Source organism: Halobacillus litoralis (genome assembly GCF_020524025.1).
GTDB lineage: Bacteria > Bacillota > Bacilli > Bacillales > Halobacillaceae > Halobacillus > Halobacillus litoralis_D.
Map to the genome: position 1 here is coordinate 898,831 of NZ_JAIVKN010000002.1, position 12,547 is coordinate 911,377.

At 46.4% G+C, this 12,547-nt stretch carries 12 protein-coding genes; 6 read left to right on the plus strand and 6 right to left on the minus strand.

All coding sequences use genetic code 11. The features are described from left to right. Positions 1-362: 362 nt before the first annotated feature. The 3 genes from LC036_RS10830 to LC036_RS10840 are packed head-to-tail and all read left to right on the plus strand — an operon-like array spanning position 363 to position 3,990. The gene (locus LC036_RS10830) at positions 363-1,082 is read left to right on the plus strand and encodes a GntR family transcriptional regulator (protein WP_226582060.1); all 720 of its coding nucleotides are present in this window, start codon (positions 363-365) and stop codon (positions 1,080-1,082) included. A gap of 1 nt (position 1,083) precedes the next feature. Further along, positions 1,084-2,622: a gluconokinase gene (gene gntK, locus LC036_RS10835; RefSeq protein ID WP_226582063.1), complete on the plus strand. Its 1,539-nt coding sequence runs from the start codon at positions 1,084-1,086 to the stop codon at positions 2,620-2,622. A 21-nt stretch (positions 2,623-2,643) separates the two neighbouring features. Beyond that, positions 2,644-3,990: a GntP family permease gene (locus LC036_RS10840; protein WP_226582066.1), complete on the plus strand. Its 1,347-nt coding sequence runs from the start codon at positions 2,644-2,646 to the stop codon at positions 3,988-3,990. Between the two features lie 83 nt (positions 3,991-4,073). Here LC036_RS10840 and LC036_RS10845 read toward each other — a convergent pair whose 3' ends face one another. After that, positions 4,074-4,409 carry a hypothetical protein gene (locus LC036_RS10845; RefSeq protein WP_226582068.1) on the minus strand — a complete coding sequence of 112 codons (336 nt, stop codon included), beginning with the start codon at positions 4,407-4,409 and terminating at the stop codon, positions 4,074-4,076. 438 nt (positions 4,410-4,847) lie between these two features. Here LC036_RS10845 and ahpC point away from each other — a divergent pair, with 438 nt between their 5' ends. Together ahpC and ahpF are read left to right on the plus strand one after the other, a co-directional pair. Beyond that, positions 4,848-5,414 (plus strand): alkyl hydroperoxide reductase subunit C, encoded by a 567-nt coding sequence (gene ahpC / locus LC036_RS10850; RefSeq protein ID WP_226582071.1) that lies wholly within the window; start codon positions 4,848-4,850, stop codon positions 5,412-5,414. 14 nt (positions 5,415-5,428) lie between these two features. Further along, on the plus strand, positions 5,429-6,964 hold the full coding sequence (gene ahpF, locus LC036_RS10855) for an alkyl hydroperoxide reductase subunit F (RefSeq protein WP_226582074.1): 1,536 nt from the start codon (positions 5,429-5,431) through the stop codon (positions 6,962-6,964). Positions 6,965-7,037: 73 nt separating this feature from the next. Here the strand turns inward: ahpF and LC036_RS10860 are convergent, their stop codons facing one another. After that, positions 7,038-8,024 (minus strand): aldo/keto reductase, encoded by a 987-nt coding sequence (locus LC036_RS10860; protein WP_226582078.1) that lies wholly within the window; start codon positions 8,022-8,024, stop codon positions 7,038-7,040. 147 nt (positions 8,025-8,171) lie between these two features. On the opposite strand from LC036_RS10860, the gene LC036_RS10865 reads away from it, so the two are divergent. Continuing rightward, entirely contained in the window at positions 8,172-8,360 is a 189-nt protein-coding gene (locus LC036_RS10865; RefSeq protein WP_226582081.1) for a hypothetical protein, read from the plus strand. A gap of 196 nt (positions 8,361-8,556) precedes the next feature. Here the strand turns inward: LC036_RS10865 and LC036_RS10870 are convergent, their stop codons facing one another. From LC036_RS10870 to LC036_RS10880, 4 genes are all read right to left on the minus strand, one after another. After that, complete coding sequence (locus LC036_RS10870; RefSeq protein ID WP_226582083.1) at positions 8,557-10,062, minus strand: malate:quinone oxidoreductase; 1,506 nt, start codon at positions 10,060-10,062, stop codon at positions 8,557-8,559. Between the two features lie 426 nt (positions 10,063-10,488). Further along, positions 10,489-10,623 carry a hypothetical protein gene (locus LC036_RS18500; RefSeq protein ID WP_264188235.1) on the minus strand — a complete coding sequence of 45 codons (135 nt, stop codon included), beginning with the start codon at positions 10,621-10,623 and terminating at the stop codon, positions 10,489-10,491. Positions 10,624-10,640: 17 nt separating this feature from the next. After that, on the minus strand, positions 10,641-11,249 hold the full coding sequence (locus LC036_RS10875) for a TetR family transcriptional regulator (protein WP_226582086.1): 609 nt from the start codon (positions 11,247-11,249) through the stop codon (positions 10,641-10,643). Next, a complete protein-coding gene (locus LC036_RS10880; RefSeq protein WP_226582089.1) occupies positions 11,215-12,477 on the minus strand; it encodes an MFS transporter in 1,263 nt (420 codons plus the stop codon). The genes LC036_RS10875 and LC036_RS10880 overlap by 35 nt, the downstream gene beginning before the upstream one ends. Positions 12,478-12,547: the final 70 nt, after the last annotated feature.

Here is a 12,547-nt window from a genome sequence, read left to right on the forward strand (position 1 = left end):
TAAACCTTTGTGTTGTTTCCATTTCATCACTTTTATCTCGAAGGCCTGCCCCAAAAATGTCTGCAGAGTGTTATGGGGATCACGAACCCCCAAAAGTATGAACGCTTTCCTTCTCCAGGAGGTAAGCATTCTTAAGTAGATTTCGAGTACCTTATTCGAGAAAGAGCGAAGAAAAGAGCCCATTATACCGCTTTCTTTCTATAATATTGTATTTACCCTCAAGATAAAAAAACGAAAAGCCTCAAGAACATCCTCAAAAAATTCTCTCAAACTTTTTAAATAACAGCGTTTTCAAAACTGAAAATCTATGTCATAATACTTGTATACAAGTATACTTGAACACTTACAAAGAAGGTGAACGCATGGCTGGAACAAACGAATATGTCTATCCAGAAAAATGGTTAAATAAAGCTTCAGCTGGTGATCGTGTCGCCTCTGAACTTCGAATGCGTATTATTTCAGGCCAAATTGAAAGCGGTTCAAAACTGTCGGAAAACCAGTTAGCTGCCGAATTTTCGGTCAGTCGATCGCCGATCCGCGAAGCACTTAAAGTTCTTGCTTCGGAGAATTTGATCCGTCTTGAACGGATGGGGGCGGTTGTCCTTGAGCTGACGGAAAAAGAAATTCAGGAAATCTACGATGTGCGCTTACTTATAGAAACCTTCGTCTTTGAGCGGCTGGTGAAGAAAGATAACCAGGAATTAGTCAAGGAATTAAGCAAGACGCTTGAAATGATGAAGATTGCAATTAAATACAAAGACCCGGATGATTTCTCGTTTCAGGACGTCTTATTTCACGAAACCATTATCCGGTCCATTGGTCACTCTCACATCTTTATGATTTGGAAGAACTTAAAACCGACTTTGGAAAGCCTTATCCTTCTATCGATGAGAATACGCTTCAAAGAAAAGTATGACGATTTCGACCGGATCATAAGAAACCATGAACTATATATAGAAGCCATTGATAAAAAAGACCGCGACCTTATGGTGAAATCCCTCCATCAAAACTTTGATGATGTACAGGGCAGCGTCGAAGATCTATGGACTTCCCAGCAGACATTCTCCAAAGGAGTCGAATAAGATGACCAACTATATGATGGGTGTCGATATCGGCACGACAAGTACAAAAGCCGTTTTATTTACCGAACAAGGAAAAATTATCGAAAAGTCGAATATCGGTTACCCCCTGCATACCCCGGATATGTCGACCGCTGAACAGGATCCGGAGGAAATTTTCCAGTCAGTTCTCGAGGCAATGACGCTCGTCAAACAGCCGCATCCGGATAAGACCGTCTCCTTCGTTTCGTTCAGCAGTGCGATGCACAGCGTAATCGCCGTTGATGAAAACGATCAGCCTCTTACGCCATGCATCACGTGGGCGGATAACCGCAGTGAAGCCTGGGCGCAAAAGATCAAGGATGAATGGAACGGCCATGAGGTGTACAGACGCACAGGCACGCCGATTCACCCGATGTCTCCATTGAGTAAAATCACATGGATGGTTCAGGAGCGGCCTGAGATTGCATCGAAAGCAAAGAAATATATCGGCATTAAAGAATATGTCTTTCATCAGTTTTTCTATCAGTACGTTGTCGACCATTCACTTGCTTCCGCTATGGGGATGATGGATTTGAAAAAGCTGGACTGGGATGAAGAAGCGTTAGCGATTGCCGGTGTGACACGCGATCAGCTTTCTACACTCGTTCCCACGACAGCGACGTTTAAGAATTTCGACGCTTCCTATGCGAAGCAGATCGGCCTTGATTCCAGCACACCTTTTGTCATTGGAGCAAGCGACGGCGTGCTTTCCAACTTAGGTGTGAATGCGATTCGAAAAGGTGAAATTGCCGTGACCATCGGAACGAGCGGAGCGATCCGCACGATTATTGATGAGCCGCAGACCGATGAGAAAGGACGGATTTTCTGCTATGCCTTAACGGAAAATCACTGGGTCATCGGAGGTCCGGTCAACAATGGCGGCATGATTTTACGCTGGATCCGCGATGAATTCGCATCAGCAGAAATCGAAACTGCAAAACGATTAGGCATCGATCCTTATGAAGTGCTGACAAAAATAGCCGAAGGCGTACGGCCGGGATCGAATGGACTTTTGTTCCACCCGTACCTGGCAGGCGAACGCGCACCGCTTTGGAATCCGGACGTCCGCGGTTCTTTCTTCGGACTTACGATGTCTCATAAAAAAGAGCACATGATCCGCGCTGCGCTTGAAGGCGTCATTTACAACTTATACACCGTCTTTTTAGCGCTGACCGAATGTATGGACGAGCCTGTGACCCGTATTCAGGCGACCGGCGGATTTGCCCGCTCGGATGTCTGGCGCCAGATGATGGCCGACATTTTTGAATCGGAAGTCGTCGTGCCGGAGAGTTATGAAAGCTCCTGCCTGGGCGCGTGTATCTTAGGTCTGTACGCAACCGGAAAGGTCGATTCGTTTGAGGTCGTCTCCGACATGATCGGCAGCACATATACACACACACCAAAAGAAGAAGCAGCAAAAGAGTACCGTCAGCTGCTGCCGATCTTTGTGAACCTGTCCCGAACACTCGCATCAGATTATACAAGTATCGCCAACTATCAAAGAAGCTTATTAGAGAGCTAAACATCAACTAGGAGGATTATCATGCCATTACTTATGGTTGCCATTGGAATTGTTGCACTACTTATACTGATTATGGGTCTTAAATTAAACACATTTGTTTCATTGATTATCGTTTCATTCGGTGTCGCTATTATGCTGGGGATGCCGCTTGATGAAATTGTCGGAACGATCGAAACAGGGCTTGGCGGAACCCTTGGCCACCTTGCTCTTATCTTCGGCCTTGGTGCCATGTTAGGAAAACTAATCACCGATGCCGGGGGCGCTCAGCGTATTGCTATGACCTTCGTCCACAAATTTGGCGAGAAAAACATTCAGTGGGCGGTTGTAGCGGCTTCCTTTATTATCGGAATTGCCTTGTTCTTTGAAGTCGGACTTGTCCTGCTTATTCCTATTGTTTTCGCTATCTCAAGAGAGCTGCGCGTTTCAATTCTTTATCTTGGAATTCCAATGGCAGCTGCCTTATCTGTCACACACGGCTTTTTACCGCCGCACCCGGGGCCGACGGTCATCGCTGGTGAGTACGGCGCAGATCTTGGTGAGGTCCTTCTATACGGTATTATCATTGCGATTCCAACCGTCATTATCGCTGGGCCGATCTTTACGAAGCTTGCGAAGAAACTTGTACCGGAATCCTTTAACAAGCAAGGAAATATTGCTTCTTTAGGTGAACAGAAATCCTTTAAACTTGAAGAGACACCTGGCTTTGGCATCAGTGTTTTCACAGCAATGCTGCCAGTTATTTTAATTGCATTCTCTACTATTATTACGCTGGTTCAAGAAATGATGGGCGTGGATACCAATGGTGTGCTCACAGTCATTAACTTAATTGGAAACGCATCCACAGCAATGGTCATCTCCCTGCTTGTCGCGATTTACACGATGGGAATCGCTCGTAACATTCCGATGAACACAGTGATGGACTCCTGTAAAACGGCCATTTCCCAAATCGGAATGATGCTGTTGATCATCGGTGGTGGCGGTGCCTTTAAACAGGTATTGATTGACGGCGGCGTCGGCGGTTATGTAGCGGAAATGTTTGAAGGGTCATCCCTTTCCCCGATCCTGCTTGCGTGGATCATCGCTGCCATCCTGAGAATTTCTTTAGGGTCAGCAACCGTTGCAGCCTTAACGACCGTCGGACTTGTCATTCCGCTCCTCGGAACAACCGATGTGAATCTTGCCTTGATGGTTCTATCTACAGGGGCAGGAAGCTTGGTAGCGTCTCACGTGAACGACGCAGGGTTCTGGATGTTTAAAGAATACTTCGGCCTGACAATGAAAGAAACGTTTGCTACTTGGACGCTTCTTGAAACCATTATTTCTGTTGCCGGATTAGGATTTATTTTACTACTGAGTCTATTTGTTTAATCAGAAAAGCCGCTGTTCATGAAACAGCGGCTTTTCTATATTTTTTCATCTGTTCTTTATTTAGAAGGTGTAATTGAGAAACCTCACTTCTTATGACTTCTAAATAATAGGACGGTCAAAACAATAACAACGATAATAAGAAAGCCGGCAATGCCGAGCAGCAGCACAGGTGGACCATTTTCTGATTCGTTATTCTGCGGTTGGGATGCAGCCATTTCCGGGTCGTCGCCACGGATCAGCCCCGCCATACCTATGGCGCTCACCCTTTCACCTTCCAGATCAAAATCAACGGAATCAGGCGCAGCCACAGCCTCCCCATCGTCCAGATTCAGCGTTCCTGTTGCATAGGCTTCTGCTGTAGGGAAGAAACCTGCGAGCATCACAAGAAGCCCGAGTATAAAAGCTGTTCGTTTTCTCATAATAAGTATCATCCTTTTCATCGAATCATGGATAAGCGTAAATAAATGCAGATTACTGGCAATTGAAGGGGGAATTGACCTACTATAATAGTATTGGAAAAAAATCCTCCCCACATGTAGCCATTCATCATAAACACATTTTGACCAAACAAGCTTATTCTATGAGAACACGTAAAGTCAAAGGATGGACGGTGATTCTCCCGTATCCATTCAACTGAAAGAAACGCTCATATAAAAAGGCGGACCCCATTTCAAACGTATGTTTCTGCTTTTTCGGAAGGCTCAAGACTAGAAAAAGAAAGAAAACTTTTCGACAAGATACTCCCTTTGTTGACAAACAACGATTTCTATATAATAATAGTTACTGAATTATAATTATTATAAATAGTTGTTTCAGACAACTTACTAAAACTTACACACACAGGAGGAACTTTAACTATGTCTCTAATCGGTAAAGAAGTACAACCATTCCAAGCAAAAGCATTCCAGGACGGCCATGATTTCATTGATGTAACAGAAGAAAACTTTAAAGGTCAGTGGAGCGTTGTATGCTTCTACCCTGCAGACTTCTCTTTCGTCTGCCCAACAGAACTTGAAGACCTTCAAAACAACTACGAAACTCTTAAAGAACTAGGTGCAGAAGTTTACTCTGTTTCTACAGATACTCACTTCGTACACAAAGGCTGGCACGACAGCTCTGAAAAAATCAGCAAGATCAAATACCCAATGATCGGTGACCCATCTCAGCAGCTATCCCGTCAGTTCGACGTTCTTAACGAAGAAGACGGCCTTGCTGACCGCGGTACATTCATCATCGATCCAGACGGCGTTATCCAAACAGTTGAAATCAACGCAGGCGGAATCGGCCGCGATGCTGATAACCTTGTAGGTAAAATCAAAGCCGCTCAATATGTACGCCAGAACCCAGGCGAAGTCTGCCCGGCAAAATGGGAAGAAGGCGAAGAAACGCTTACGCCAAGCCTTGATCTAGTCGGCAAAATTTAAGGAGTGAACAATCTATGGTACTCGATGCACAAATAAAAGCACAATTAGAACAGTATCTCCAGCTTTTAGAAGGTGACATCGAGCTGAAAGTCAGCGCGGGAGACGGTGATGTCTCCCGTGACATGCTGGCTCTCACCGATGAGCTTGCCTCCATGTCACCTAAAATTACGGTACAGAAAACAGAATTGAAACGCACACCAAGCTTCAGTGTGAACCGTCCTCAAGAGGAAACGGGCATTACATTTGCCGGTGTTCCGCTTGGTCATGAATTCACGTCCTTGGTTCTTGCTTTACTTCAAGTAGGCGGAAGAGCTCCTAAGGTTGACCAGACCATGATTGAGCAGATCCAAAACATCCAAGGGGAGTATCACTTTGAGACCTATGTCAGCCTAAGCTGTCATAACTGCCCGGATGTCGTCCAGGCCTTGAATATCATGAGCGTGCTGAACCCGGGGATTACTCACACGATGATCGATGGTGCAGCGTTCAAGGAAGAAGCAGAGAGCCAGAACATCATGGCTGTACCATCTGTTTTCCTAAACGGAGAATTCTTCAACGGCGGACGTACGACGCTTGAAGAAATCGTTGCAAAAATCGGTGACGGCCCATCTCCTGAAGAATTCGATAACCGCGAACCGTATGACGTTCTTGTGGTCGGCGGAGGTCCTGCCGGTGCCAGCTCAGCGATTTATTCCGCTCGTAAAGGTATCCGCACAGGTATCGTTGCCGAGCGCTTCGGCGGTCAGGTTCTTGATACGATGACGATCGAGAACTTCATCAGTGTGAAGAGCACAGAAGGACCGAAGTTCGCTGCAAGCTTAGAAGAGCACGTAAAGGATTATGAGATCGATATCATGAACCTGCAGCGCGCGAAAAGCCTCCACAAAAACGAAGACAACATGTTCGAACTTGAACTTGATAACGGCGGTGTCCTGAAGAGTAAGAGTGTCATCATCTCTACAGGTGCACGCTGGCGCCAAATCGGCGTACCAGGCGAAGAAGAATTCAAGAACAAAGGAGTCGCTTATTGTCCTCACTGTGACGGACCATTGTTCGAAGGCAAAGACGTAGCGGTCATCGGCGGCGGAAACTCCGGCGTCGAAGCAGCAATCGATCTTGCCGGCATCGTTAAAAATGTCACTGTCCTTGAATTCGCAGACGAACTGAAAGCAGATGATGTGCTGCAGGAGCGTCTGAACAGTCTTCCAAACGTCGAAGTCAAAACGAATGCCCAGACCACCGAAATCACTGGTGAAGAGAACGTCAACGGCATTTCCTACATCGACCGTGAATCCGGTGAAGAACAACACATCGACCTGCAAGGGGTCTTTGTCCAAATTGGACTTGTTCCAAACACCGAATGGCTCGGTGAGGAAGTCGAGACGAACAAAATCGGTGAAATCATTACCAATAAGCACGGCTCCACAAACATTCCCGGCCTATTTGCCGCCGGCGATGTGACGGACAGTCCGTACAATCAGATCATTATCTCAATGGGTGATGGTGCGAATGCTTCTCTTGGTGCATTTGATTACTTGATTCGAAACTAAATCTCTCAAATTTAAAGCCTCTCTACTGCTTATAAGGCAGCGGAGAGGCTTTTTTGTTGGACTTTTAAACAAATCAGATCGGCAATGGAGCTTTAGATGAAACAAAGCCACGTTCGACCAGTTCTATCCAGAACTTTGTCGGAATATCCCGCTGAATCATCTCCAGGTCCTCTTTAATACGGTCTGGGCGCGTCGATCCAGGGATTACCGATTTAACCGCCATGTGGGCCGTTGAGAATTGAAGCGCCGCTGCTTTTAGAGGCACATCGTATTTCTCGCCGATTTCTTTTAACTGATTGACCCTACCGATAATCGCAGCGTCAGCCTTCTCATAGTTGAAGTGATCGCCGCCCAGCAGGACGCCGGAGTTGTACGGACTACCAACTACGATATCAACGCCTTTCTCTTCTGCTGAGGTCATCATCCGCTCTAACGCGCGCTCATGCTGCAGGAGCGTGTACTGCGTTGCCGACAAACAGACGTCCGGACGCATTTCATCAAGCTCCATTGCGAGTTCAATCGGTTCAGTCGTATTTACACCAAGCCCCCAGCCACGGATGACACCTTCTTCTCTAAGACGTGTCAGCACGCGGAAGGCGCCTTTTCTTGCTTCATCAAACTTGGCAACCCATTCATCTCCGTGGAAATCAGGAGAAACATCATGAACGAAAACCATGTCTAAACGATCGGTCTTCAATCGTTCCAGGCTCTGCTCAATCGATTTTTTCGTTGCATCTTCCGTATAATCGGTAATCACTTTATTGTTACGGCCATGCTCGAACAGGCCTTCATTTTCTGTTGTATCTTCCGTCATATAACGGCCGACTTTTGTACTTAGTACGTAATCATCTCGGTTATATTTGGATAACACTTCGCCAACCCGCATTTCCGCTAATCCAGCCCCGTAAAAAGGAGCGGTATCAAAATAGCGGACGCCTTGATCCCAGGCGGTTTGAATCGTTTCCCGTGCTTCTTCTTCGGGAACGTCTCTAAACATATTTCCTAACGGTGCCGTCCCTAGACCCACTTTATGTTTTAGCGCATCTTCAAGTGATTTCATTCGTTCCATTCCTCCTAAAATTCAATGATATAGTTTTATATCCCGCCAAAGGGTCCATCAAACCTCCTGGATGTTTCAGTCAATCCTGTTGGTTTATGGAAATGAACAAGGGTATAATCAATACTGGATAAAATAAGGAGGGATTTTATGATAAAAAACCTGCCTCTACTCTTAGCGATGTTAAGTGTAGGGAGTATAGCCTTAACCATAAGCCAGACCACACAGGTGCCCGGACTGGTCGTGTGGGTTCTGATTATCATTGGGGTTGTTCTGAATATGTGGAGTGCTATAGGTTTAATCCTGCACGTGGGTTTACATAAACAAAGCGAATCTTAAGGCTGCCATTAGTAATCGTTTTTATAAAATCCAAATATGTATCTAAGGCTTCCGCAGAGATACAAAACCAGCGGAAGCCTCCAAGCTTTCTAAACAGACACTTTTTTCACAAAAAAATAACCTTCAATCCAGATACAGATTAAAGGTTGAACAGGAAGATTCAATTGTTTGGATTTCCGATCTTAATGGAAACCGATTAACTTAAAACCAACTCTTTTTCCTCGACCAGACCAAGTGCCCGGGAGGTTGTTTGATGAATCTCTTCGATCAGCTCTGGATTCTCAACCAGTGCCTGTCCATAAGAAGGAACCATTTCTTTCAGCTTCGGTTCCCATTCCGGCATATGCTGTGGGAAACATTTTTCTAACACGTCCATCATGACATGTACCGCCGTCGATGCACCAGGTGATGCACCAAGCAGGGCAGCGATCGATCCGTTCGCACCACTGACGACTTCTGTACCAAATTGAAGCGTTCCCTTGCCGCCTTCTTCTGTATCTTTAATGACCTGCACACGCTGACCAGCGACGACTAGATCCCAGTCTTCACTCTTCGCGTTAGGAATAAATTCACGTAACGCTTCCATACGCTGTTCTTTAGACATCAACACCTGTTGAATTAAATACTTCGTGAGCGGCATTTCTTTAGCTCCAGCCGCAAGCATTGTCAGGACATTGTTCGGCTTTACAGATGTGATGAGATCAAGCATGGACCCTGTTTTTAAAAACTTAGGTGAAAATCCGGCAAATGGTCCGAAAAGAAGCGACTTCTCTTCACCGATATACCGGGTGTCCAAATGCGGGACAGACATCGGTGGTGCACCAACAGGAGCTTTCCCGTAAACCTTGGCCTCATGCTTCTTGATTACATCCGGGTTGTTACACACCATAAACTGACCACTGACAGGGAATCCGCCAATACCTCTTCCTTCAGGAATGCCTGATTTCTGCAGCAAGTGGAGACTTCCACCCCCGCCGCCGACAAAGACAAAGTCAGCTTTGCGCACTTCCAATTTATCGTTTTTTGCATCAAACACTTTCACTTCCCAGTTTCCGTCACGCGTACGTTTCAGATCCTTCACGCTGTGGTGGTACTTAACCTCTACATCGTTTGACTCTAAGTGTTCAAACATCTTACGGGATAACGAGCCGAAGTTTACATCGGTTCCAGTATCCATTTTCGTTGCAGCTACCGGCCCGTGGGAGTCGCGGTCCTTCATAATCAGCGGAATCCACTCTTTCAGTTTTTCCGGATCCTCTGAATATTCCATCCCTTGAAATAAAGGATTTTGGGACATCGCGTCAAACCGTTTCTTCAAGAAATTTACGTTATCCTCTCCCCAAACTAAACTCATGTGAGGAAGCGGGCGGATAAACTCCTGAGGGTTACTCAGTTTTCCATGGTTTACAAGGTAAGACCAGAACTGTCTGGACTCTTGAAACTGCTCATTAATGTTTATCGCTTTACTTAAGTCGATCGATCCATCTGATTTTTCCTTCGTATAGTTCAATTCACACAACGCCGCATGACCTGTTCCGGCATTGTTCCACTCATTTGAACTCTCTTCTCCGGTCTTTCCGAGCTTTTCAAAAACAGTAACGTTCCAGTCCGGGGCTAATTCTTTTAAGAGTGAACCCAACGTCGCACTCATAATGCCAGCACCAATTAAGATCACGTTTGTATTCGTTTCTCTGCTGCTCATATTAACCATCCTTCTGTCTTTAATTTGTAGAAAAGATGCAAAGGATTATTACGCCGCACCCTTCCTGTCATCATTCGACTCCTTATTTTCTATGATAACGCTTAATAGATGAAAAAGTCACTATTATCTAATAATTATACACAATGATGAGTGGTAGAAAAAGGAACGCGCACTGCATTGCTAAAGCGTTATCCGGCTGGACTCTCAAAAAACAGCCTCTCCTGTCCGCTTTCCGTAAATGATTAGCGCTAGACTATAGACAAATCCGGCTCAAAAATTTCAACAACAAACGAGTGGGGGTTCCAAATAACCGAAAAGTTTCCCAGGTCATAGGGTGGAAAAAGCGACAGTCAGCACCGCTTCCCTATCTTCTTATACCGCTCTGTTTCCTCTGTCCGTCTGCGTCCTTCATCATGACTCGTCTCCTTACGTCCGGCTTCCACCTTCTACTTTGAGACAGCTCCCATTTGAAAAACACTTGCTATATAAATACTTCCACGATCGAAGGAATTCAAACCTTTCTATCTGCATAGGGAAGGCTCTGCCATACTCTTTTTCCATATAAAAAATCCCCCTCTTTAAGAGGAGGACACACCAAGCGCCAGCTTCAAATAATCCACCAGCATCTCCGACTGATCTTTCACCCGCACTTTCTCTTCCGGTAAAATGGCATGATCCAGCGCCAGACCATCAAAGAAAGTCACAATCGAACGCGCCACAAGCTCGCCTTCATAATAGTCACTGAACTCCCCGCTTGCCTGCCCTGCCTCAATCACTTTCCGATAAATGCTGAGCCCAAGATCGTATCTTTTCTCGCCATATATACGCCTGCGCTCATCGTTGCGCCCCGTGATAAAGAACTCAAGCGAACTTGCCGCAAGCGGATCCATCTCCGCATCCGGCACCGTCTCTCCCCCGAACATCACCTTCAACAACAGATTCCAGTAGGAAGACGCCTCCTCAAGCATCCGATCGGTCTCTTCTGCTGAATCTTCAAGTCTCTCTTCTAACACAGCTTCAAATAAATCCTCTTTATTCGCAAAATACTGATATAACCCACCACGGCTCACCCCGGCCGCCTCCATCACATGCTTCATCGTCGTCCGTTCATATCCGCGTTCCATAAACACCGCCACTGCCGCTTTTAACAGATCAGCGCGACGCTGCCTCAGGTGTTCCTCGCTCACTCGTGGAGCCATGCCCATTCCCCCGTTCTACGATCCTCTTTGTTAAAACTCCTATGATAGATAACAGTACAAGCAGACCCGCCGTAATCAGGAAAGTTGGAACTACCCCGATCTGGGTGGCGATCCAGCCCCCTACGAGCGGGCCGATGATCGTCGCCGTTGTCATCACACTATTAATGACACCAAACACGCGCCCCGTCATGTGCACAGGTGTATCTACCTGCACCGTCGCCTGAAATGGGACAAAGGTCAAACTTGCAGCAAAACCAGCGATAAATCCAAGTCCCGGGCCCCATATAATCGAATAGCCGAAATCATAAGACGTCAGTACCCCCATCATACCAAAACATCCCCCCATTCCAGCAACACCTAACAGCATAAGCGGATACGCGTTATAATCCGCTTTTTTAGCAAGCAGAAAGCCGGCCGTAAACATCCCAAGCCCTGAGCCTGTCACCAAATAGCCAAACAGATCAGGGGATGCTTGTGTAAGTTCTCGAATCAGGACAATCAGCTGAGAATCCGCTGACTGCAGGACGAGTAAACTCACACCGACAAGAATCAACCCTGTCATCAGGAACCGGTTGGATGTGAGAAAAGAAACCCCAAGCAAGAACGACTGCTTGAACGATTCGCCAGGCTTCTCCTGCTCCGCCGTTTCCAAAGCTTTCGCCTTTGGTACAAAGATTAGAATCAAAGCGGATATTGCAAAGGTCGCTGAATCGATGAAAAACACCTGCTGGGCCCCGAACAAAGCGACAAGCAGACCACTGACGAGCGGGCCAAGGATTTTCGTAGAGGACTCAATCATTGAGCTGATTGACATCGCCGCTTTCATATCGTCTGTGTCCACGACTTCCTTCAGCTTGCCGTTTTTCGCCGGAATAAACACCGCCGAAAAAATCCCCACCGCTAACAGTGTCACATAGACCATCCAAAGCGAGGAAGCGATCGCCAACAGCAAAATCAGCCCCGCACGTACCACATCCGAAACAATCATCAACGTCTTCCGGTTCCAGCGATCCGCCACCATCCCAGCTATCGGTCCGAATACAGCCATCGGCAAAGCAAGGCAGAGGAACACCAGGGATACTTCAAACGGTGTGGCCTCCCATTTCAATCCAACCAGTGTAATAATCGCAATAATACTCAGCCAGTCCCCTATACTCGATATTGCCTGTGCCGAAATCAAGGTCACATACCCGCGGTTTTTCCATAAACGATTCATCGAACGATCCCCTTTCGCGTTTATAACGACACAAGTGTCGTTTTGTTATTCTTATTATATCGACACGTTT